23 protein-coding genes are annotated in these 21141 nt (G+C 64.2%); 11 read left to right on the top strand and 12 right to left on the bottom strand.

Annotated features, from left to right (window positions below; all coding sequences use genetic code 11):
- Positions 1-190 precede the first annotated feature (190 nt).
- Positions 191-757, bottom strand: coding sequence for a cysteine hydrolase family protein (locus FAZ95_RS27660; RefSeq protein WP_137335658.1), 567 nt, complete (start codon positions 755-757; stop codon positions 191-193).
- Positions 758-882: 125 nt separating this feature from the next.
- On the opposite strand from FAZ95_RS27660, the gene FAZ95_RS27655 reads away from it, so the two are divergent.
- From FAZ95_RS27655 to FAZ95_RS27640, 5 genes are all read left to right on the top strand, one after another.
- Positions 883-1467, top strand: coding sequence for a nucleotidyltransferase family protein (locus FAZ95_RS27655; RefSeq protein WP_137337630.1), 585 nt, complete (start codon positions 883-885; stop codon positions 1465-1467).
- 201 nt (positions 1468-1668) lie between these two features.
- Positions 1669-3228 (top strand): TIGR03915 family putative DNA repair protein, encoded by a 1560-nt coding sequence (locus FAZ95_RS27650; RefSeq protein ID WP_137335657.1) that lies wholly within the window; start codon positions 1669-1671, stop codon positions 3226-3228.
- Positions 3229-3288: 60 nt separating this feature from the next.
- Positions 3289-3441, top strand: coding sequence for a hypothetical protein (locus FAZ95_RS39560; protein ID WP_175425784.1), 153 nt, complete (start codon positions 3289-3291; stop codon positions 3439-3441).
- Positions 3442-3629: 188 nt separating this feature from the next.
- Positions 3630-5171 carry a methyl-accepting chemotaxis protein gene (locus tag FAZ95_RS27645; protein WP_137337629.1) on the top strand — a complete coding sequence of 514 codons (1542 nt, stop codon included), beginning with the start codon at positions 3630-3632 and terminating at the stop codon, positions 5169-5171.
- Positions 5172-5399: 228 nt separating this feature from the next.
- Positions 5400-6386: a zinc-dependent alcohol dehydrogenase family protein gene (locus tag FAZ95_RS27640; RefSeq protein WP_137335656.1), complete on the top strand. Its 987-nt coding sequence runs from the start codon at positions 5400-5402 to the stop codon at positions 6384-6386.
- 18 nt (positions 6387-6404) lie between these two features.
- Here FAZ95_RS27640 and FAZ95_RS27635 read toward each other — a convergent pair whose 3' ends face one another.
- A complete protein-coding gene (locus tag FAZ95_RS27635; protein WP_137335655.1) occupies positions 6405-7355 on the bottom strand; it encodes a LysR family transcriptional regulator in 951 nt (316 codons plus the stop codon).
- A gap of 297 nt (positions 7356-7652) precedes the next feature.
- On the opposite strand from FAZ95_RS27635, the gene FAZ95_RS27630 reads away from it, so the two are divergent.
- Together FAZ95_RS27630 and FAZ95_RS39555 are read left to right on the top strand one after the other, a co-directional pair.
- Positions 7653-8759, top strand: a complete 1107-nt coding sequence (locus tag FAZ95_RS27630; protein ID WP_137335654.1) for a YeiH family protein — start codon at positions 7653-7655, stop codon at positions 8757-8759.
- Positions 8760-8821: 62 nt separating this feature from the next.
- Positions 8822-8968, top strand: a complete 147-nt coding sequence (locus tag FAZ95_RS39555) for a hypothetical protein (protein ID WP_175425783.1) — start codon at positions 8822-8824, stop codon at positions 8966-8968.
- 2 nt (positions 8969-8970) lie between these two features.
- Here FAZ95_RS39555 and FAZ95_RS27625 read toward each other — a convergent pair whose 3' ends face one another.
- The 9 genes from FAZ95_RS27625 to FAZ95_RS27585 form a co-directional block, all read right to left on the bottom strand.
- A complete protein-coding gene (locus FAZ95_RS27625) occupies positions 8971-9837 on the bottom strand; it encodes an MBL fold metallo-hydrolase (RefSeq protein WP_137335653.1) in 867 nt (288 codons plus the stop codon).
- On the bottom strand, positions 9837-10547 hold the full coding sequence (locus FAZ95_RS27620; protein WP_254700313.1) for a class I SAM-dependent methyltransferase: 711 nt from the start codon (positions 10545-10547) through the stop codon (positions 9837-9839). The genes FAZ95_RS27625 and FAZ95_RS27620 overlap by 1 nt, the downstream gene beginning before the upstream one ends.
- The gene (gene mctP, locus FAZ95_RS27615; protein ID WP_137335652.1) at positions 10531-12054 is read right to left on the bottom strand and encodes a monocarboxylate uptake permease MctP; all 1524 of its coding nucleotides are present in this window, start codon (positions 12052-12054) and stop codon (positions 10531-10533) included. The genes FAZ95_RS27620 and mctP overlap by 17 nt, the downstream gene beginning before the upstream one ends.
- A complete protein-coding gene (locus tag FAZ95_RS27610) occupies positions 12051-12287 on the bottom strand; it encodes a DUF3311 domain-containing protein (RefSeq protein ID WP_137335651.1) in 237 nt (78 codons plus the stop codon). Before FAZ95_RS27610 ends, mctP begins: the two co-directional genes overlap by 4 nt.
- Before the next feature lie 209 nt (positions 12288-12496).
- Entirely contained in the window at positions 12497-13399 is a 903-nt protein-coding gene (locus tag FAZ95_RS27605; RefSeq protein WP_137335650.1) for a LysR substrate-binding domain-containing protein, read from the bottom strand.
- Between the two features lie 98 nt (positions 13400-13497).
- Positions 13498-13899 (bottom strand): hypothetical protein, encoded by a 402-nt coding sequence (locus tag FAZ95_RS27600; RefSeq protein ID WP_254700312.1) that lies wholly within the window; start codon positions 13897-13899, stop codon positions 13498-13500.
- On the bottom strand, positions 13896-14597 hold the full coding sequence (locus FAZ95_RS27595) for an RNA polymerase sigma factor (RefSeq protein WP_137335649.1): 702 nt from the start codon (positions 14595-14597) through the stop codon (positions 13896-13898). Before FAZ95_RS27595 ends, FAZ95_RS27600 begins: the two co-directional genes overlap by 4 nt.
- A gap of 20 nt (positions 14598-14617) precedes the next feature.
- Positions 14618-14986, bottom strand: a complete 369-nt coding sequence (locus FAZ95_RS27590) for a cupredoxin domain-containing protein (protein WP_437437789.1) — start codon at positions 14984-14986, stop codon at positions 14618-14620.
- A gap of 16 nt (positions 14987-15002) precedes the next feature.
- Positions 15003-15533: a DUF4142 domain-containing protein gene (locus FAZ95_RS27585; protein WP_137335648.1), complete on the bottom strand. Its 531-nt coding sequence runs from the start codon at positions 15531-15533 to the stop codon at positions 15003-15005.
- 257 nt (positions 15534-15790) lie between these two features.
- Here FAZ95_RS27585 and FAZ95_RS27580 point away from each other — a divergent pair, with 257 nt between their 5' ends.
- The 4 genes from FAZ95_RS27580 to FAZ95_RS27565 all read left to right on the top strand — a co-directional run bounded on the left by FAZ95_RS27580 (position 15791) and on the right by FAZ95_RS27565 (position 19847).
- Positions 15791-16408, top strand: coding sequence for a trimeric intracellular cation channel family protein (locus FAZ95_RS27580; RefSeq protein ID WP_137337625.1), 618 nt, complete (start codon positions 15791-15793; stop codon positions 16406-16408).
- 60 nt (positions 16409-16468) lie between these two features.
- A complete protein-coding gene (locus FAZ95_RS27575; RefSeq protein ID WP_137335647.1) occupies positions 16469-18247 on the top strand; it encodes a peptidoglycan D,D-transpeptidase FtsI family protein in 1779 nt (592 codons plus the stop codon).
- Positions 18248-18459: 212 nt separating this feature from the next.
- A complete protein-coding gene (locus tag FAZ95_RS27570) occupies positions 18460-19326 on the top strand; it encodes a hypothetical protein (protein ID WP_137335646.1) in 867 nt (288 codons plus the stop codon).
- A complete protein-coding gene (locus FAZ95_RS27565) occupies positions 19326-19847 on the top strand; it encodes a hypothetical protein (protein ID WP_254700311.1) in 522 nt (173 codons plus the stop codon). Before FAZ95_RS27570 ends, FAZ95_RS27565 begins: the two co-directional genes overlap by 1 nt.
- Positions 19848-19896: 49 nt before the next feature.
- On the opposite strand, the gene FAZ95_RS27560 is transcribed toward FAZ95_RS27565, so the two are convergent.
- A complete protein-coding gene (locus FAZ95_RS27560; protein ID WP_137335645.1) occupies positions 19897-20982 on the bottom strand; it encodes a GGDEF domain-containing protein in 1086 nt (361 codons plus the stop codon).
- Positions 20983-21141: the final 159 nt, after the last annotated feature.

Genomic DNA, 21141 nt, shown 5'->3' with positions numbered 1-21141 from the left:
GCTGGTATGTGCCTATGCTTCATCGATTGAAAGGGGAATGGCTCGCGAAAGCGGAACGCAATGTTCCGCGCTAAACCATCAGTCGTACGTAATGATGGATCAAGAAATCGCCGGAACATTGACAAAGACGGCGATGATCGCGCGAGTCTTTCAACGTTTATCGGCGCGCGCGGGATTGGAGAGATCGGGATTACCGGCCGGCTCGCTCGACGATCTCCGCCGTCACCGCCACCTCCGCATAGTCCGCCGCAAGATTGGCCAGCGACAACGCATGCACGTCCTCGGCGGACCACAGCCTGCCGCTGAGATCGCGCTGATCGAAGGCAAACGTCGCATCGTCGACGACGATCGTGTCGAAGCCGAGATTGCCCGCCGAGCGCGCGGTGGACTCGACTGAGTTGTTCGTCGATACGCCGACGACGATCAACTGGCGAATATCGCGCACGCGCAGCCAGCGTTCGAGACCGCTCGCGGCAAACGCGTCCGGCACGTTCTTCTCGAGCACATGCTCGTGCGCGAACGGCATGAGCGCGTCCTGAAACTCCGCACCGGGCTGGCCGGGACGAAACACTGACGTCTCCGAGCGCGAGATGTGCCGGACATGCACGATCGGCCGCGACGTGGCACGCCAAAGCGAAAGCAGCCTCTCGACGTGTCGCTCGGCATCGGGATTGTTGCGGCGTCCTGCCTCAGGGAAACGCACTCCCTTCTGCAAGTCGATGATGACCAGCGCGGCGTGACGATCGATCGGCTTCATGGTGTGTGCGTGTGGTCAGACGATTGGATCAACAGGCGCTCATTGTACTGACCGCCACTTATTGGGCTTGCTGCACTGCACATCACGTTGCACAATCGGATCCATCTTCCTTGCTGCCCCGCACGATGACCTACGCCTCGTCCGCCACCGGCCTGCTGCTCGCTGCCGGCCTCGGCTCGCGTTTCGATCCGCTCGGTTTGCAAAACAAGCTGCTTGCGCCGCTACCCAACGGCATGCCCGTCGCGCGCGCCGCCGCGCACCAGCTTCTCCTCACCGTGCCGCATGTGATCGCCGTCGTGCGCCCCGGCGCCGAGGCGCTCGCTCACGTGCTCAACGACGCGGGCTGCGAAGTCGTGTTCACGCTCGACGCCGAGCGCGGCATGGGCGCGAGCCTCGCAGCCGGCGTGCACGCCAGCAGCGAAGCCGAAGGCTGGATCGTCGCGCTCGCCGACATGCCGTGGATCGCATCGGCGACGATCGATACGGTGGCGCGCACGCTCGACGACGGCGCGTCGATTGTCGTGCCGATGTATCGCGGACAGCGCGGACACCCGGTCGGTTTTCACGCCGAGCATCGCGAGGCGCTTGCCGCGCTCGATGGCGACGTCGGCGCCCGCGGCCTGCTGGCTTCGCCCAAGGTCACGAAAATCGAAGTCGACGACGCGGGGATACTCGGCGACGTCGATACGCCGGAAGATTTGCGCCGTTAGGCGCCCCCTCTCTCCTCCACCGTTTCCCGGCTGCGCCCTCCCTGTTTCGCCGCATCGGCGACATTGCATGTTGCACACCAAATACTGTATAAATATACAGTATTTGGTGTGCACGGCGCCGTATGGCCAATCCTGACCCGAGCCGCGAAAACGCCTTTGTCGACAGCCATACAGCGCGCATCACCGCGCTGGAAAAGTCTGATGAAAAGCATCCGTATCGAACCTTCATTTGCTGTGTGGCGGCATATCGCGCGGGCACTGCTGCAAGAGGCGGTGGCCCCGCACGAAGTCGAATGGATCGAGGCCGGCGAAAGCGCTGCGCTCCTGAGCGCCGACGGCACGCCCGCGTTCATCGAGACCGAGGCCGAAACCCACTCCAACGCCGAGCCCGCCACCACACCCGCCGCCCCCACCATCTCCCGCACGCTGCTCGCCAAGCTCGAAACCGCCGCGTGCTATCGCGCGCCCGATCGCTGGGCATTCCTCTACCGCGTGCTGTGGCGCTGGACGCAGGGCCAACGCTCGGTCGTCTCCGCGCATGACGCGGACGGCGCGCGCCTCGCCAAGCGTATCGAGGAAGTCGACAAGGAGCTGAAGCAGATGCAGGCGCTGCTGCGTTTTCGGCGCCGCGATCCGTCGCTGGGTCCGCCCGAATTCGTCGGCTGGTTCGATCCGCGTCACGACGTGCTCGAGCGCGCCGCCGCCCATTTCGCGAAGCGCATGGGCCGCTCGAGCTGGGTCATCGCCACGCCCTACGGCGCGGCCTTCTGGGACGGGGCGCTGTTGCGCGTCGATCGCACGACCGACCCGGAAGAAGCGTTGACCTCGCTCAGCTCGACCGGCGAGGCCGCCACCGGCGATGCGGCGGAAGCGCTGTGGCTCGCGTATTACGAAAGCACGTTCAACCCGGACTACCCCTGCGAGCCCGCGTTGCCTTCGGACCTGCCCGTGCGCTACTGGAAACCGCCGGCGGACGGCAAGGCGGCGCCATCGTTCGCCGTGAAGCCGCTCGCCGGCATCCAGCAAACCGCGCAAACGGCACAAACGGCGCAAGCAGAATCCGCAGTCCACGTGCCGCCGCCCGAGCCCAAGCCCGCAAGCGGCGCGCTCGCTTCGCGCCCGCCGCCGGCCTCGCTCGCGGCCTGCAAGCTGTGCGGACTGTGGCGCACCAAGGCCAAGCCGATCGCCGGCGCCGGGCCGGTTCCCGCCGCGATCATGCTGGTCGGCGAACAGCCGGGCGAGCAAGACGCGTTGAGCGGCGAGCCGTTTCGCGGCGCAGCCGGCGAACTGCTCGACGACGTGTTGCGCCGCGCGGGGCTCGAGCGCGCGTCGCTCTATATGACGAATGCGGTCAAGCATTCGAAGTGGGAGATGCTGGAAACGCCGCGGCAGACAGCCCAAGGGCAGGCCGCGCTACGCGTGCACAAGACGCCCGCTCCCAACGAAGTCGAAGCCTGCGGCTATTGGCTCGGCGAAGAACTCGAGCGCGTGCAGCCGCGCGCCGTCGTGGCGCTCGGGGCCACCGCGTTGCGGGCGCTGACGCGGCAGCCGCTCAGTTTATCGGAGTACCTGGGGCAGACCATCGAGCACGACGGCTGGCTCATCGTGCCGACCTATCACCCCGCCTACGCGCTGCGCACGTCCGATGCGAAGCTGCGCGAAGAGATCGTCGCGACGCTCGTCGCCGCGCTGACGCGCGCCAAGCAACTCGCGAGCGACCTTCAAAATTTAACGGCGAAGCACTCGTTGAATGACGTATAACAAAATGACGAGGGCGCTTTGCCCGGCCCTTCCCCGGCCCTTCATTCCGGAGGTGAGTTCATGAGCTACTGCATGCACACCACGCCAATTCCCGAACGGCCCGCCGATCCGACACGCGATCCCGAAGGCGATCCCTACGTGCCGCCATCTCCCGGCCATCACAACGACGAACCGCAACGTCCCGAAGGCCCGCCCGACAAGGACCCGGTCTGAGAGCCAGGCTGCAGGCCGTTCACCGTCTCGTTCATTCATACAAATCCCCAAAAAACCTAGGGGTTTCCCCGATCTGCGCTGCATCAGATGCCTTGCCGTCAATTCGGATAGGCGCGGCTTCTTTGCGACTTTTCGCGAAAAAAAAGCCGTTGACTGACCGACCACTCCAGAGCAACTCAATGCAAAAACTGACCTTGAACCAGAAGCTCGGCTCGATGATCGCCGTGCTGTGGATCGGCCTCATCCTGATCGGCGTCATGGGCGCGTGGCAAAACCGCGCGTCGACGCTGGCCGACCGGCGCGATCAGTTGGTCTCGCTCGTCGACGAAGCGACGAGCATCGCCAACTTCTACTACACGGCATCCCAGCAGCACACGATGAGCGAAGACGATGCCAAGAAAAAAGCGCTGGAGACGATCTCCAAGCTGCGCTACGGCAAGGACGGCTATTTCTCGATCAACGACTCGCAAGCCGACATGCTGATGCATCCGTTCAAGCCGGAGCTGGTCGGCAAGAACATGGCGAACTTCAAGGACCCCAGCGGCCGCAACCTGTTCATGGACATCGTCAGGGCCGCGAACCAGGACGGCGGCGGCTTCGTCAGCTACGACTGGCCGAAACCGGGCCATGACCAGCCGGTCTCGAAGACGAGCTTCGCGCGGCGCTTCGCCCCGTGGGACTGGTGCATCGTCACCGGCATGTACATGGACGACGTGCAGGACGCGGTGATCGCGAGCGCGCTGCGCTGGTTCGCGACCATCCTCGTGCTCGGCGCCGTTGCCACGATCGCGATGGTGCTCGTGCTCAAGAGCGTGCGCCGCAGCCTCGGCGGCGAGATCGAGCTGGCGGTCGACTCCGCGCGGCGCATCGCCGAGGGCGACCTGACGGTGCGCGTGCCGGTGCGCCGCGACGACGATTCGAGCCTGATGCACGCGCTCGCCTCGATGCAGGCAGGCCTCGTCGATGCCGTTTCCCGCGTGCGGACCGGCACCGAGAACATCAACGTCGGCGCGAACGAAATCGCTGCGGGCAACACCGATCTGTCGCAGCGCACCGAGCAGCAGGCCGCCGCGCTCGTGCAGACCGCGTCGAGCATGGATCAGATGACGGCCAACGTGAAGCAAAGCGCCGAAAGCGCCACGCAGGCCGCCCGGCTTGCCGAGCAGGCCGCGGACGTCGCGATGCGCGGCAGCAGCGTCGTCGACGACGTGGTGCGCACGATGAGCGAGATCACGTCGAGCTCGCAGAAGATCGGCGACATCATCGGCGTGATCGACGGCATCGCGTTCCAAACCAACATCCTCGCGCTGAACGCGGCCGTCGAAGCGGCGCGCGCCGGCGAACAAGGGCGCGGCTTCGCGGTCGTCGCATCGGAAGTGCGCAGCCTCGCGCAACGCTCCGCCACCGCCGCGAAGGAAATCAAGGTGCTGATCGAATCGTCGACGCATACCGTCGATCAAGGCGCGGCGCTCGTTGCGAACGCGGGCTCGACGATGGGCGAAATCGTGCAATCGGTGCGGCGCGTCAACGAAATCCTCGAGGAGATCAGCCACGCATCGCGCGAGCAAAGCGCGGGCATCGAGCAAGTGAATCGCGCGGTCGGCGAGATGGATCAGGTCACGCAGCAGAATGCCGCGCTGGTCGAAGAAGCGGCGGCGGCCGCGCATTCGCTGAAGGACCAGGTGAGTTCGCTGCGCGAAGCGATCTCGAGTTTTGCGTTGCCTGCTTGATGTAGTGACCGCTTGACCCAAGAAGCCGTGCGGCTTCGCAGAGTCTCCCGCACGGCTTCCTTCAATCCAAGCCGCTTAGGCTTTCTTCACGTAAGCGTTGCACCCTCCCTTCGCATAGACAAAGCTCGCCGCCCTAGGTCACGCATGGGCCGGTCGCGGCTGCGCACGCAGCGACTATCATGAATTGATCGCGGGAAACGGACCTATCAGCGTCGGGAGGGCAAGCTCATGCGGGCCATGGTATTCGACGGCAGCACGCCGGTTTTGCAAGACTTGCAAGTGCCCGATCCCCAGCCGAGCGCCGGTCAACTGCTGATCGACATTCATGCTTGCGGCGTCTGCCGCACCGACCTGCACGTGATCGACGGCGAGCTTGCTCATCCGAAGCGAGCGTTGATACCCGGCCACGAAATCGTCGGGGTCGTGGCCGCGTTGGGAACGGGCGTCACCGGGTTTGCGATCGGAGACCGGGTCGGCGTGCCGTGGACCGGCCATACGTGCGGCCACTGCCGCTACTGCCAAAGCGGCCGCGAGAATCTGTGCGACGCGCCCGGCTTCACCGGCTACACGCTCGATGGCGGCTACGCGGAGCGCACCGTGGCCGACAGCCGCTATTGCTTTCCTCTGCCCGAACGCTATTCCGATGTGGAAGCCGCGCCGCTCTTGTGCGCCGGACTGATCGGCTATCGCACGCTCGCGATGGCGGGCGACGCGCAACGGATCGGCATCTATGGATTCGGCGCCGCCGCGCACATCGTCGCGCAAGTGGCGCGTCACCAGGGCCGCGGCGTCTACGCGTTCACGCGTCCCGGCGACACCGCTTCGCAACAATTCGCGCGGCAGTTGGGCGCGCGCTGGGCCGGCGGCAGCGACGAAAGCCCGCCCGATACGCTCGATGCCGCGCTGATCTTCGCCCCCGCCGGTTCGCTCGTACCGGCCGCGCTACGTGCGGTCGCGAAGGGCGGCATCGTCGTGTGCGGCGGGATCCATATGAGCGACATCCCGTCGTTTCCGTACGCGCTGTTGTGGGAGGAGCGCCGCGTCGTGTCGGTTGCCAATCTCACGCGCGCCGACGGTCAGGCGTTCATGAAGCTGGCCGAAGACACGCCATTGCACATCACGACGTCCCCCTATCCGCTCGCTGAAGCCAACCGCGCATTGAACGATTTGCGCCATGGGGCGCTTGTTGGAGCGGCCGTGTTGACCATGCGGTGATCGTCCATCGATGCGCACTCATGCGGCGCGCTCGACGTTTGCTGTTTCGACATCGGCAGCGGGCCGTATCAGGCTCGCGCGCCCCTCCTGTTCGATGTGCTGCACGGCAAGATCGAAGAACGCCTGCGAACTCGGCGACAGCGAGCGGCCCCTCAGCCAGACCATGTGCAGGGCGCGCTCGATCCGCAAATCGGCCACGTTCAACACCTTGAGTACGCCGCGCCGCACTTCGTCGTCGACGCTGAGCGTCGAAAGATAGGCAACGGCGCGCTGCGCAAGCAGCATGCGCTTGATCGCCTCGGTGTCGCTGACCGACATCGACGGAATCATCTTGAGGCCCGCGCGCGAATACGCGCTCTCGACCACCGCGCGCGTTCCCGAGCCGGGTTCGCGAAGGATGACCGCCTCCGTGGCGAAGTCGCGGGCAAAGAGTCCATGTGCCGCCTCTCGATAGCCCGCCGCAGCTGTCAGCACAATTTCGTCTGAGCCGATGAACCGGGCCTGAAGACGCGTCTCGTCGTAGGGCCCTTCGATGAAGCCCAGCGAAAATTCGCCATTGCATAAACCGTCTTCGACCTGCTGCGTATTCGTCACCGTCAAATCGACGCTGACCTTCGGAAAGCGCGCGTTGAACTTCGCGATCATGTCCGGCACCAGATAGACGCCCATCGTCGCGCTCGCGCCGATCTTCAGTTGTCCGGCGCTCAGGCCGGCCACCTCTTTCAACTCCGAACGCGCAGCATCCGCGAGCGTGAAGATCCGCTCCGCGTAGCCAAACAGCAGCTTCCCGGCGAGCGTCAGCGAAATGCCGCGCGGGAGCCGGTCGAACAGCACCAAGCCGAGACGGTCTTCGAGCTCGCGGATCTCCCGGCTGACTGCCGGCTGGCTCACCCGCAAACGATGCGCGCCGCCGCTAAGGCTGCCCGCTCGGGCCACTTCATAGAAGGCAAACAGATGCGTGAAATTCATGAGCGATGCGCGGCAGCACTTCCTTGAGCGGTGTTGCACGCTTGCGCGCCGCCGCTATGACGAACTGCACTGGAGAACAGTGAAAGTGCCGCAATCGTAGACGTCATTTCTCGCACGTTAAAGCCGCGCGAAGGCGAAAGTTTGTTTCCTGACGAAAACGATCTGCTTCGATTCTCATGTTAGGTAACTGCTTAGGACGACATAAGCAAAAGTCAGAGCGGGGGTGCGTATTTTGTATTTTTCATGATGTCGACCACGACCTAGGCTTGTCGCTCCTCACCACGGACTCGCCTGATCATGTCGACCTTCCTCTCCCCCAAGGACACATTCTCACGCCTCAAAACTTCGGCACCCTTAATATTTTCCTCTGACGTCGCTCCGGGCATCGCGCTGTGCATGGCCGTGACACTAGGCGCATGGTGCCTCCAGATTGCCGAAGCGCACCTCTTCGGTCGCGCATGGCTCGAGTCGCTCGTACTCGCGATCCTGCTCGGCACGGCGATCCGAAGCCTCTGGACGCCAGGAGAACGATGGCTGTCAGGCATTGCCTTCAGCGCGAAGACGCTGCTCGAAGTCGCCGTCATGCTGCTCGGCGCTTCGTTCAGCGCCACCGCGTTGAAGGCGGCCGGAATCGGCTTGCTGCTGGGTATCGTCGCCATCGTCATCATCGCGATCGGCGTGAGCTACGGCATCGGGCGTGCGCTCAAGCTGAACTGGCGAATGGCGTTGCTCGTTGCGTGCGGCAACTCCATTTGCGGCAATTCGGCGATCGCGGCTGTCGCTCCAGTGATCGGCGCGAATCGCGACGACGTCGCCGCATCGATCGCGTTTACCGCCGTGCTTGGCGTGCTGGTCGTGCTCGGTCTCCCGCTCTTGTCCTATGCGCTGCATTTGAACCCGGTTCAATACGGCGCACTCGCCGGGCTGACCGTCTATGCGGTGCCGCAAGTCCTGGCCGCTACGGTGCCCGTTTCCGCGCTCAGCGCGCACATCGGCACGCTGGTCAAGCTCGTGCGCGTTCTCATGCTCGGCCCGGTGATGCTGCTGCTTTCCATCGTGACTCGCGAGCGCCAATCCTCAAACGGGTCCACGGCTTGCACCAATCTCGCGGCGGCTAAACCAAGCCGTATCGCGTCGAAGAAACTGGTTCCGTGGTTCATCATCGGTTTTCTCGTGCTCGGCGCCGCACGTTCGGCGGGACTCGTTCCGGCCGTTCTGCTGGCGCCCGCCAATCAGATCGGCAGCCTGTTCACGATCGTTTCGATGGCGGCGCTAGGTCTCGGCGTCGATATCCGGACCGTCGCGAAAGCCGGGCCGCGCGTGACCGCGGCGGTCGTGCTCTCCATCGTCGCGCTTGCCGCGATGAGCCTGCTGCTGATCGTTGGGCTGCTGCACCTCTCTTGAGCCGATCGACGTCATCAATACGCGCCGGCCATGGCCCGGTAGCCGTACCACATGAGTTCTTCATGAGACAGCGAACCCCGTTCGCCGTGGTGCGGCGAATCACCGCCCCGCTCCATCGGCATGGCCTCGACAAGGGCGGCCGCTTCGGCCGCCCCTTCATGCCTTTCCGGCGCGCAAGCACGCCGCTCACGCATCCCATACGGACCTAAGATCACAGCAGTTTCTGAGCGAAGCGCACGTCGTCGATCGGTGTTCTGAATTGGCGCCGGCCTTTCTCATCCGGAGCCGGCAGCCGGCCGCCGCGCAAATTGACCTGCATCGCCGGAAACAGCAGCGCCGGCATCTTGAGCGTGCTGTCGCGGGTCGTGCGCATCTCGACAAAATCGCTCTCGGAGATACCGTCTCGCACGTGAATGTTGAACTTGCGCTGCTCGCCGACCGTGCTGCAAAACCTCGCTTCGCGGCCGCGCGGCGGATAGTCGTGGCAGACGAACACGCGCATCGACTTCGGCAGCGTGAGCAACCGGCGGATCGACGCATAGAGCAAACGCGCATTGCCGCCCGGGAAATCGCAGCGGGCCGTGCCCACGTCCGGCATGAACAGGGTGTCGCCGACAAAGAGTGAGTCCTCGATCATGAATGCGACATCGGCCGGCGTATGTCCGGGCGTCGCCAGCACCTGGGCCCGCAACGCGCCGATAGAGAACACCTCATCCGGCGCGAAGAGATGATCGAAGCCGTGCTCGCCGGCCAGATCGAACGTTGCCGAAAACATCGACCGGATATCGACGATGCGGTGGCCGATGCCGATCTTGCCGCCGACGCGCCGCTTCAGCTCGGACGCCCCCGAAAGATGATCCGCATGCGCGTGGGTCTCGAGTATCCACTGAACCTCGAGACATCGTTCCTCCATGAAACCGATGAGATGCTCGATGGAGTGCGTCGAGGTGAGGCCGGACGCAGCATCGAAATCGAGCACAGGATCGATGACGGCGCACGGCGAACCGTAACCGGCGTAGACAACGTGACTGACCGTACCGGTCGACGGATCGTAAAAAGACTCGACGTGTGGAAACATCAACGACACTCCTCTGACATAGCGCGCGGCATGCGCGAAGCTCGAACAAGAAAAAATTCGCGGCGAGGCGAAGGCGGGGAGGAAGGCTGGTCGGCGTATCGCTCGATCTGGACGTGGTCGAACCCAGCTTCGAAGCACGCTTCGCGAAGGCTCGTCGGCCCGTAGACCTTGAAGCCGTGCTCGGCGAAAGGCATCGAGAGCGACGTTTCGGGCGTCATTGCGGCAACGACAAGCACGCCGTCTTCGCGCAGCACGCGCCGCATCTCGCGCAGTCCGGCTGTCAATTCCGGCCAGAAGTACACGGCGTTGACCGCGATCGCCTTATCGAATGCGGCATCGGGAAACGGCATGGCTTCGACACTCGCGACCTGCAACGTGACCTGTCCACGCTCGGTGCTGGCCAAGTTGCGCGAGCGCGCGGCGGCGATCATCGTCGGCGAGATGTCGATGCCAGTGAACGAGAGGCGCGGCGCGCGCGCCAGCACGGAGGCGACATGGCCGCCGTTGCCGAGTCCCACTTCGAGGATGCGCTCGTTGGCTTTGACGCCGAGCGTGCTGTACGCGGCGTCGATCAACGCCGCATTCACACGTTCCATCAGCTCGCCAACCTCGATACCGGTCTCGCCGGCAGGACAGCCCAACTGCGAAAGCAACGCCCGCGCGTCAAGTCCCGCCAGCCTGTCGGCGACGGATTCAGAGCGAGAGGTCACGTTGCCCCTCCCCTGCACGGAACGGCACCGACAGCATCGACCACGCAAGCACGACCGCGAGATTGAGGGCAAGCGCAATCAGCGCGGCGTAGGCGGGCACGGCAACACCCAGCACATGCAATGAGAACGCCGCGCTCTTAAAGCCGCTTTGCGCGACCATCCACGTGCCGCTCGCGAGCCCCGCCGCCCATCCGGCCAGCAAGCTGCGCGCGCGGACCGCCGGCACGAAGAGGCCGAGCACGATCGCAGGCAACGTCTGAGCGATCCACACGCCGCCGAGCAGTTGCAACTGAATCGCGAATTGCGCAGGCACCAGCAGAACAAATCCGAGCGCACCGAACTTGACGAACAGCGACACCCGCTTCGCCATGCGCGTCTCGTGCGCGGGCGAGGCATCGCGCGCCACGATCGGACGCCAGACGTTGCGGGTGAAGAGATTCGCCGCCGCAATCGACATGATCGCGGCCGGCACCAAGGCGCCGATTCCGATCGCCGCGAACGCCAAGCCGGCGAACCACGGCGGGAAGAAGTGTTGAAACAGGGCGAACACGGCGAAGTTGGGACCGTACTGCTTGAACTGCGCCGCATACTCGGGCATTGAGCCCACGCCGGCAGCAAGCGCCATCACGCCGAACAGCGCGACGAACGCGAGCATCAGTGAATACGCCGGCAGCAACGCCATGTTGCGGCGTATCACGCGATCCGACGAAGCCGACAACGTCGCCGTCATCGAATGCGGATACAGCAGCAAGGCGAACGCGGAGCCGAGCGCGAGCGTCGCGTAGGTCGAATAGCCATTCAGGCTCGCCGCGTCGGGCGCTTTCAGCAGCAGCTTCGGCGGCGGCAGGGCCGCGAAGATGTGCGCGAAGCCTCCGAGCTTCGCCGGAATCAACACGAGTGCGCCGATGATCGTGACGTAGATCAGCAGATCCTTGACGACGGCGATCATCGCGGGGGCACGCAATCCGCTCGACCACGTGTAGGCGGCGAGCACGCCGAAGGCGACCAGGAGCGGCAGCTCGCCCGCCCAGCCGTGCGTCGGAAAGCCCAGTGCGCCGAGCGTGACTTGAATGCCGACGAGTTGCAGCGCGATGTAGGGCATCGTCGCCAGAATGCCGGTCAGAGCGATCGCAAGTGCGAGCGTCCGGCTGCCGAAGCGGTGCTCGACAAAGTCGGCGACGGTCACGTGACCGTGCTCGCGCGCCTCGCGCCACAAACGCGGCAACACGACGTAGCCGAGCGGAAACGTCATAACGGTGTAGGGAATCGCGAAGAAACCCAGCGCGCCCGCGGCAAAGACCAGTGCCGGCACGGCGACGAAGGTGTAGGCGGTATACAAATCGCCGCCGAGTAAAAACCAGCTCATCACGGTGCCGAGACGGCGCCCGGCCAGTCCCCACTCGTGAAGGCCGGTCAGATCGGCGCGCCGCCATCGAGAGGCATAAAGACCGAGAACCGTGACGAGCGCGAAGAGCGCGAGAAAGACAGCATTCGTCGTGACATTCATTCGGCTCGCCCCTCATCGGGACGAGCGCTGTGCGATTCGGCGCCGAGGGCCTTCCGCTCGTCGAGCCAATAAGCGGCGCCGGTCAGCAATGCGCCCGCGAGGACGCACGCGGTTTGCCACCAGTAGAAGAACGGCCAGCCGCCGAGCGTGGGGGTCGCGCGGTTGTAGAAAGGCACGGCAAGCCCGGCCGCGATCGGTAACGAAAGCAATGAAAATTTGAGCCTAGATTTCATGTGTTGCCGTCCCAAATGACAGTTGACGTGTAGACGCCCGGCGTCCGATACCGGCCGACGTGCTTCCAGCGAAGCGACAGCGTAGGCAGCATCGAGTGCGCGAAAAAGTAGGTCGTCGGCAGAAAACTGTTTCCGCACGGAAACGATGATGGATAGGCGTGCTAACGCCTCCGCACGGCCGAAACGGACTCGGATAAACGCACAACGCTTCAGTCGTTCAAATATTCCGGAAGCGATTCGACAAGAAAGTCGACGGTGGCGCGCATCGCTTGCGACATGCCGCGATGCGAAGGGAAGACGAGGCTCAATGTGCCTCGCTGTATGTGCCACTCTGGAAGCACGCGCGCGAGCCGGCCCGCTGCGATATCCGCGCGGCAGATCGGCGACGGCAGGGCCGCCACACCCAGGCCCGCAAGCGCGGCACGCTTCGCGAACGGCGCATCGTTGCAGCGCATTCGCGCGTGATACGGAACCGTTGCCGTGCGCCCGTCGGAAGCGTGCAGCAGCCAGGCGCTGGCTGCGTCCCGGCGCGCAAGGTGGATGCCGTCGATGCCCTCCAGGTCCTCGGGCGCCTCCGGCAGACCACGCGGAAAGAACGCGGGGCTCGCGACGAGCGTCACTTGCGTTTGCGCGACGGGCCGCGCAATCAGCGTAGAACTCTGCAACGGCTCGGTATGGTTGCGCAGCGCGAGATCGTAGCCTTCGTCGATGAGATCGACGTAGCGGTTGGACGTCAGCAGCTCGACGTCGATCTTCGGATGCTGCGCCATGAACGTAGGCAGCAGATCGTCGAGCGCCATGCGCACGATACCGGTGGCGCAGGTGATGCGCACGCGCCCGACAGGCTCGTCGAGCCGCGCGCGCGCCGCCTGCTCGGCTCTGTCCACCTCGTTCATCACGCGGGTGCAATGCGCGTAGAAATCGGCGCCGGCCTCGGTCAGCGAGAACTTGCGCGTGGTCCGGTTCGCGAGCCGCAGCCCGAGCGCCTGTTCGAGCGCCCGCACGCGCTTGCTCAGCGTGCCCTTGGGCACGCCGATCGTATCCGCCGCGGCGGAAAAGCCGCGCTTTTCGACGACGACGGAAAAGTAATACAGATCGTTGAGATCGAGCACGGCGATCGTTTCCGTCCGGCAACAATACCTACAGTGTAGGTCGCCAAAGCCGGGACGATTGCGCGCACGCTCCCGAGCATGCCGTCGAACGCCGAACGCTACTTACCCGCGCCGGCCGGCCAGACACAGCTCAAGACGAGCGTGCTGCCCGGCGTGACTTCGGGGCTCAGCGCCGCGACATGGAATTCCGCGTCTTTGCAGGTCCATTCGGCAAGAAAATCGTCCCGGCATGCAGCCCGCTTCCGGCCCGCAAGCGATTCCGTCAAGACGTACGGACATGTCGTTTTCCCGTCGCATTGGCGGGCAAGGTCGGCGGTTGCGTTGCCGCGCGGCGCTCCACAGCTCCCGCCATAGGTGCCCGATACGATCCGGATTTCGCGCGCTTGGGCCGCGCATGCGCTCGCGCAAACGGCGAGGCTCAAGAACGCGCAAACGCATCGGAGTGCGCCAACGTGCCCGGCGCAATGGCCGCGGCTAGTCGTACGCATCGCGTTCGTCATGTCCGCTCCTTGTCGTCTGTGCCCAGTGTTTGCATCACCTTGGCCACGACGCGATCGCATTGCGCGCCGCCGAACTCGAACAGATCGCGCTCGGTAAGATCGATCTCGCGCGCGAGCGATTCGCGCAGCAGGCTCTTCGCGCGAAAGTGCCGGCTGCGCACGGTCGCCTCGGGAATGTCGAGGCACTGCGCGGTCTCCTCGACGCTCATTTCCTCGACGGAACGCAGCACGAAGACGACGCGAAACGCCTCGGGCAGCGCATCGAGCTTGCGTTCGAGCAACGCGCGCACTTCGGCGCGCGCGGCCGCGTTGTCTGGGGTATCGGAATCGGGTGCGCTCATGGCGTCGATCTCGGCGTGCGGGTTCAGGTCCACGATCGGATACACATTCTGGCGCCGGGTGTCGCGGCGCAGACGGCCAAAGCATGCGTTGAGCACGAGGCGCGACAGCCAGGTGAGCGGCGCGGCATCGCCGCGAAACTGTCCGATCGAGCGGTACGCCGACAGGTAGGCGTCCTGCAGCGCGTCCTCGGCTTCGGCGTCGTTGCGCAAGGTGGCGCGCGCGAGCCGGTAGAGGCGCCGGTTGTGGCGGCGCATCAGCAGCTCGAACGCGGAGCGGTCGCCGGCGGCAATGCGGCGGACGATCGACAGGTCGTCGTCGGCGACCGGAGGCAAAGCAGTTTGCGCGCTGTCTAGCATGGGACCCTCATCGGCTTGCGTCACCGTACGTCCAGTGTGCCATGCATCGTGGGATGAAAATCACACCCGTACGCGAAGTTTCCGCGTGTTCGCACGACATAGCTCCAGGAAGCGTTCGGCGCGATGCTGTGCGACTCGAACGCTTTCGAGGTTGCGCTCGCCGTGTGCGGCACGAGGTCCTTGTTGACCCACGTCACGCGATCGCCGGGCCGCACCTTCAGGACCGGCGGATTGAAGCGCATCTGCTCGATCGTGACCACGTAGGTGGCGGGAGCCTCGTCGGCGCGCCCAGCCGGCGAGGCGAGCACGGCCCCGCCGACCAACCCGGCAAACACCAGCGCAAGCCACCGCCGATATGCGCCTGTCTTCCCCCGAAACTTCGCGGTCAAGCTCCCCACGCGCCCCTTAAGCACCGCCCTTCCCCAGCGCTTGCTGCAGACGCTTGGCGTGCTCGAGGTGCGCGACAAAGGTTGGCCGAACTTTCACGAGCAGCGCTTTCAGCTCCTCGTTTTGGGCGCTCGGAATCAGCGTCTTGTCGACCGCTTCGATCACGCTCTCGTGATACGCGACTTCGTGGTCGATATACGCGCGATCGAAGCGCTTACCGGAGAGCGTCTTGAGGTTCGCGAGGTTAGCGTCGCCGCCTTGCTTGAGGCTTAGGCTCGTCGCGTTGTCTTCCGGGGTCACGCCGAGCTTGTGCACGAGATCGGCGGCCGCCTGATTGACGCTGGTGTGGTCCGCGACCATTCGCTCTGCAAACGCCTTCACGTCCTTCGACTGGGTTTTCGACTCCGCCAGCTTGCCCGCGTCGACATCGACCTGGTTCGCGGTCACGACGATGGCTGCGATCTGGGGATCGGTGGGGCCGCTTTGGGCCTGCGCTGCGGCGCAGACGAGCGCCAGCGCTCCTGACAGTACAAATCTAATCAGCTTCATGAATGGTCTCCTTGGCGACGGTCGCGCGTTCGATATCGCAACCGGGTTCACGGCATTGGATGTCACGTCTTCCCACGCCGTTCCGGATCGCTCACTTAAGCCAACTCACTTAAGCCAAATTTGGCATGACCGAAATTGGCTAAATCTGATTTCAGCATCTCCCGCGGCTGTCGATAATGGCGCCTTTCAACGCCCGGGCGTCACGCACACCCCATCGACGCGCCCGGCCTCGCCTTTCGGAGACCCGCCCCATGCTGCTGCACGTCATCTATCTGGCCGCCATCGTCGCCGAAGCCATGTCCCGCGCGCTGATGGGCATGCGCCGCGGCATGGACCGCTTCGGCCTCGCGCTCGTCGGCGCCGTCACCGCGCTCGGCGGCGGCACCGTGCGCGACGTGCTGCTCGGGCACTACCCGCTCGGCTGGATCTCGCATCCGAATTACATTTTTATTACAATCTGTGCCGCAACGGTGGCCGCCGCGCTCGCCAAACCGCTGCACGGTCTGCGCAGTCTCTTCGTCACGGTCGATGCGCTCGGCCTCGTCGCCTTCGCGATCATCGGCTGCAACGTCGCCGCGGAAATGGACGTGAGCGCGCCGATCGTCGTGCTGGCGGGCGCGATCACCGGCGTGTGCGGCGGCATGCTGCGCGATCTGCTGTGCAACGAGATGCCGCTCGTGCTGCGCCAGGACCTCTATGCGAGCGTCGCGCTCGCGGCCGGCACGCTGTACTTGGCGCTGCAGCATGTCGGCGTCGAGCAGAACACCGCTTCGGCCGTCGCGCTGATAGGCGGCTTCGGGCTGCGCCTGGCGGCCGTGCGCTACCGCTGGCGGCTGAAGTCATTCGCGGCCGCCGACTCGGGCGGCGTCCACTAACCCCCAACCAATCGGCAATCGGCGCGCGCTCGCCGAGCATAGGCATTCAGCAACGGGACCATGATCTTCAAGAAGAAATCGCAATCGCAGGACATGTACGCGCCGGTCGTGAAGAACGCGATGCTCGCGCCGCGCTTGCCGGCCTGGCGCTCCACGTTCATCGTGGCGCTCGTCTTTCTGGGCTTCGCCGCGCTCGCCTCGCGCGCGTTCTGGATTCAGATCGTCGATCAGGATTTCTACGCCAACCAAGGGCAAAAGCGCTATCAGCGCACCATCGAACTCGACGCGATGCGCGGCCGCATCGTCGACCGCAACGGCGCGCTGCTCGCCGTCAGTCTGGTCACCTATGAGATCTGGGCCACGCCGAAGCTCATCGACAAAGCCGCCTACCCGGCGCTCGCGAAACTGCTCGATATGCCGGAGGCCGAGCTTGCCCGGCGCTTGAACCCGAGCCGTTCGTTCGTGCTGCTCAAGCGCCAGATCGACGCCGACACCGCGAACCAGATCGCCAAGCTCGATCTCGCGGGCATCACGCAGCTCGCCGATTCGAAGCGTTTCTATCCGGAAGGGGAATCGGCGGCGCACGTGGTCGGCTTCACCGACATCCAGGACAACGGTCAGGAAGGCGTCGAGCTCGCGGCGAACGCGCGCTTGCTCGGCGCACCCGGCCAGCGCGAGGTGATTCGCGACCGGCTGGGCCGCATCGTCTCCGACACGCGTCCGCTCGTGCCGCCGCAAAACGGCGCAACCGTGCGCCTGACGATCGACCGGCGCGTCCAGCAGCTCGCCTATGCGCAGCTCCAGGCTGCGGTCGCGCTGAACAACGCGGAGGCCGGCAGCGTCGTCGTGCTCGACGCGAGAAACGGCGAAATCCTCGCGCTCGCGAACTATCCGACTTTCGATCCGAACGACCGCACGCGGCTGACCGGCAAGCAGTTGCGCAACCGCGCGCTGACCGACACGTTCGAGCCGGGCTCGACGATCAAGCCGATCGTCGTCGCGCTGTCGATGGACGAAGGCAAAGTCACGGCGAACTCGCTCATCGACACGTCGCCGGGCCGCTACAAGATCGGCCCGAACGTGATTCACGACACCTCGAACCACGGCACGATGACGGTCGCGCAGGCGATCCAGAAGTCGAGCAACATCGCGCTCGCGAAGCTCGCGCTCAATCTGCCGGCGGAAACGATCTGGACGAAGTATCAGGAGTACGGGCTCGGCCGCGCGCCGGATCTGACGTTTCCCGGCGTCGCGTCGGGCCGGTTGCGGCCGTACAAGCGCTGGCGTCCGATCGAGCAGGCGACGATGGCCTACGGCTACGGGTTGTCGACCTCGCTGCTGCAAATCGCGCAGGTCTACACCGCTTATGCCGGCGACGGCACGCTGCATCCGGCGACGCTGCTCGCCAACGTCGACCCGGCGACCGGCGTCGATCTCGGTCCCGACGACGACGGCCCGTTGCGCCCCGGCACCCGCGTGACGACGCCCGCCACCGCCGCCCAGATGCGCGCGATGCTCGAAATGGCCGCTGGCCAGGGCGGCACCGGACGCGCGGCGCAAGTCGCGGGCTATCGCGTCGGCGGCAAGACCGGGACGGCCTGGAAGCAGATCGGCAAGTCGTACGCGAAGAACAAGTACCGGTCGCTCTTCGTCGGCATGGCGCCGATGAGCGATCCGCGGATCATCGTCGCGGTCATGATCGACGAGCCCTCGGGACGCAGCTATTACGGCGGGACGGTGGCCGGGCCGGTGTTTTCTTCGGTGACGGGCGGCACCTTGCAGTTGTTCGGCGTGCCGCCCGATCTCATGGAAATGGTTCAAGCCAACGGTACTTCCTAGCCCGAATTTTTCATCCGGAGAGGGGGATAGGCGGGCTGGGTGGATTGCGGGGTTGAATGTTTCATGGGTGGCAGTTGCCTTCGTAGACTCGACAACCCGATGCATTTGGCATGAAGAGAAAAGCTGGCACCAAGCCTTTCGGAATTTTCTGATGGAAATCTCACAACTCGGGCGGCATGGTGGGCTCCTCCACCAACTGACGAGGTTTCTACTTGGCTAACTTGCTACGCAACAACGGGATCCACATCGAAGCCCAAATCACGCTGGTCGCGGGCAACCAGCTCCCCTTCAAGGTCTCCGGATTGGGGCCGAACCGCAGACATTTGATTCTGGTGAGCAACCATCGCTCGGTGCGAGTCATGCCGATCAGCGTCGATCATCGGAACATCGAGCAGCGTCTTATGCTGGAAGTGAGCGAGTGCGGGGTTTCGTGTAGCCAAATTGCTCACGTTGACGCCTACGTTAGCGATGAGCGCGGTCATCCCCTTAGTCCCGATCTCCACAAACGGCTCGCCGTGCGGATACTCCCGAAACTCGAGCTGCCGCCGGTTGCCACCGATACGGGGATGCTGGCGCGGATGTTGATTTCGGAGAATGCGGGACCGGAGCATCGACGTTTCGTCAACCTGAACGAGGCACGTGAAGCGATGCAGTGGATGGTCGTTGTGCTGAGGAATCGTCTCGAGCTCGGCGCGCGCCATTTTGCCGCGGGCCAACACGCGAGCACCCTTGAGGCGCTGATTAAGGCACCCAATCAAGTTGACGGATTTGAGAAGTACCCAAACATAGGAACTCTGCAGCAAAGATTAATAGACAAGGCACTCAAGAATGCAAATGACGGAACGCACAGGCTCAACGAGCAATATCGAGACTTCATTGAAACCGTATTAGCGGTGGCAAGAGGTGAGCTCAGAAGCGCGGACCCCTGTCCGACTGGCCTCTATGCGTGGCGTACTAGAGGAGAAAAGTCACCTGGTGGCAATTTTGTCAAATTCACAACGAAGGGCGGACAAGACTTCTACACGTTAACGAGCGATTTCGTATCGAAAGCACAATCTCAGGCAGGGGAACGGCCATAATGCAAAAAAACGCCACAAACCTCATTGCGGCATGGGTGTCGGCCACACTCATCTGCACGACGGGTTTTGCTGCAGACGATCTTCCCGATGCATTCAGCGAAAAGCCAGCCGCTAGATTCGTCGTATCCGACGATCCCTACTACAAAGATCCGCTGGTTGTCATGAAGAACGCTGTCGCGTTTTTCAAAAAAAATCATCAAATCAATCGTTTCTGCGTCGTCGGCTACCAATGGCCGGACGGATACGTGAATGTCTGGGTTCTCTGGAGAGAAGAAAAGCGGCTCCTTCTTTGGGATGGCGCGTTGGATCCCGACAGTCGAGCAGACACTTTGATCGGCGTTCACCGCAGCTTGAAACTCGGCAAAGACACGGTCAAAACCGAGAATGACATCAACGGCAGCACCTACCTCGTGACGGAACAATGGTGGCACGCCGTCGCCGACGACTGCATGAAGCACGGCGAGAAGTACGTCATCCAGCCTTTCAAGGTCGCAGAGCCCGCCAAGCCGTCCGATGATTAGCCCCAGCGTCCAAGGCAACGAGAGGTCCTAGGCTGCGCTCCTCACCCCGCTAGTCGTCCTCTTCCACCCGGTCGCGCCCGTTGCGTTTCGCGCGATACATCGCCTGATCGGCGTCTTCGATCAGCGCGTGCGCGGCGCCGGCGGCGTCGCGGCGCGCGTCGATCATCTTCACCGCGATGCCGATCGACAGCGTGAGCGCGATTCGCTCGCCGCGCTCGTCGAACACCTCCAATGCCGCGACCGCGCGCCGGATGCGCTCCGCCACGATCCGTGCGCCCTGCCGGTCGGTCTGCACGAGCAGTGCCGCAAACTCCTCGCCGCCGTAGCGCGCGAGGATATCGGTCGCGCGCAACTGGTAGCGCACGCAACCCGCCACCGCGATCAGCGCGCGGTCGCCCGCCGCGTGGCCGTGCGTATCGTTGATCCGCTTGAAATGATCGATATCGGCGAACAGGCACGTCACCGGCACGCCGTGACGCGCCGCACGCATGACCTCTTCCTGCAGGCGTTCGTCGAAATGACGCCGGTTCGCAAGACCGGTCAGCGCGTCGGTCATGCCGAGCCGCTTCAGGCGCTCGCGGTGCGCGATGTTGTCGAGGCTCGCAGTGACGATGCTCGCGAAGCGCTCGAGAATGTCGGTGGCCATGCCCGGCGCGAACCGGTTCGGATCGCTGCTGGCGAGGCACAGATAACCGAGCGTCATGCCGCGCTGCGTCAGCGGCAGCAAGATCGCGCTCTTCGGCAATGCATCGGCGAAGAACGTGCTGAGCGGGCTTGGCACGTTCGCGTCCCCGCGGCCGAGCCACGGCGAGCCGCCTTTGCAAAGCCGTGCGCCCGCGTCGCGCGCCGCCGCATGGACCAGCAATTCAGGACGCGGCGCGCCCTGCGGGGCTCCGAGCTCCAGTAATTCTTTGAGCAAGGGCAGCGCGGTATCCGCCCACAGGCGCACCGAATGCAGCCGGAACTCCTGCGGCAGGCGAACAAAAAGAACCTCGAGGAATGAATCGAAATCCTGCGCGCCGATCAGCGCGAGCTCGACGTCCTGAAAGCGGCGCAGCGTCCGCTCGTTTTGCTGGACGGTTTGGACGAGCACGCGAAGCCGCTCCGATAAGCGCGTCTGAGAGTCGTCGGTCACGTTGTGCGGGGGATGGCCCCGAACCGTTACGAGGCCACAGAGCCTCAACTTTCGCTATAACGGCTCGCCCGGCGAAGTCTTGAGACATTCAGCGCTTACATACTGATTACGCGAGTGCGCTGAGCCGGAGGTTTCCACGTCCGGCATCTATCATCTTTA

Source organism: Trinickia violacea (genome assembly GCF_005280735.1).
Taxonomy (GTDB): domain Bacteria; phylum Pseudomonadota; class Gammaproteobacteria; order Burkholderiales; family Burkholderiaceae; genus Trinickia_A; species Trinickia_A violacea.
This window is presented reverse-complemented; position numbering and strand designations above follow the sequence as displayed.

What these genes read in the sequence shown, in the direction of transcription:
- FAZ95_RS27660 (WP_137335658.1), bottom strand. Translation starts at nt 757, where the DNA reads ATGAAGCCGATCGATCGTCACGCCGCGCTGGTCATCATCGACTTGCAG.
- FAZ95_RS27655 (WP_137337630.1), top strand. Translation starts at nt 883, where the DNA reads ATGACCTACGCCTCGTCCGCCACCGGCCTGCTGCTCGCTGCCGGCCTC.
- FAZ95_RS27650 (WP_137335657.1), top strand. Translation starts at nt 1,669, where the DNA reads ATGAAAAGCATCCGTATCGAACCTTCATTTGCTGTGTGGCGGCATATC.
- FAZ95_RS39560 (WP_175425784.1), top strand. Translation starts at nt 3,289, where the DNA reads ATGAGCTACTGCATGCACACCACGCCAATTCCCGAACGGCCCGCCGAT.
- FAZ95_RS27640 (WP_137335656.1), top strand. Translation starts at nt 5,400, where the DNA reads ATGCGGGCCATGGTATTCGACGGCAGCACGCCGGTTTTGCAAGACTTG.
- FAZ95_RS27635 (WP_137335655.1), bottom strand. Translation starts at nt 7,355, where the DNA reads ATGAATTTCACGCATCTGTTTGCCTTCTATGAAGTGGCCCGAGCGGGC.
- FAZ95_RS27630 (WP_137335654.1), top strand. Translation starts at nt 7,653, where the DNA reads ATGTCGACCTTCCTCTCCCCCAAGGACACATTCTCACGCCTCAAAACT.
- FAZ95_RS39555 (WP_175425783.1), top strand. Translation starts at nt 8,822, where the DNA reads ATGAGACAGCGAACCCCGTTCGCCGTGGTGCGGCGAATCACCGCCCCG.
- FAZ95_RS27625 (WP_137335653.1), bottom strand. Translation starts at nt 9,837, where the DNA reads ATGTTTCCACACGTCGAGTCTTTTTACGATCCGTCGACCGGTACGGTC.
- mctP (WP_137335652.1), bottom strand. Translation starts at nt 12,054, where the DNA reads ATGAATGTCACGACGAATGCTGTCTTTCTCGCGCTCTTCGCGCTCGTC.
- FAZ95_RS27610 (WP_137335651.1), bottom strand. Translation starts at nt 12,287, where the DNA reads ATGAAATCTAGGCTCAAATTTTCATTGCTTTCGTTACCGATCGCGGCC.
- FAZ95_RS27600 (WP_254700312.1), bottom strand. Translation starts at nt 13,899, where the DNA reads ATGACGAACGCGATGCGTACGACTAGCCGCGGCCATTGCGCCGGGCAC.
- FAZ95_RS27595 (WP_137335649.1), bottom strand. Translation starts at nt 14,597, where the DNA reads ATGCTAGACAGCGCGCAAACTGCTTTGCCTCCGGTCGCCGACGACGAC.
- FAZ95_RS27585 (WP_137335648.1), bottom strand. Translation starts at nt 15,533, where the DNA reads ATGAAGCTGATTAGATTTGTACTGTCAGGAGCGCTGGCGCTCGTCTGC.
- FAZ95_RS27575 (WP_137335647.1), top strand. Translation starts at nt 16,469, where the DNA reads ATGATCTTCAAGAAGAAATCGCAATCGCAGGACATGTACGCGCCGGTC.
- FAZ95_RS27565 (WP_254700311.1), top strand. Translation starts at nt 19,326, where the DNA reads ATGCAAAAAAACGCCACAAACCTCATTGCGGCATGGGTGTCGGCCACA.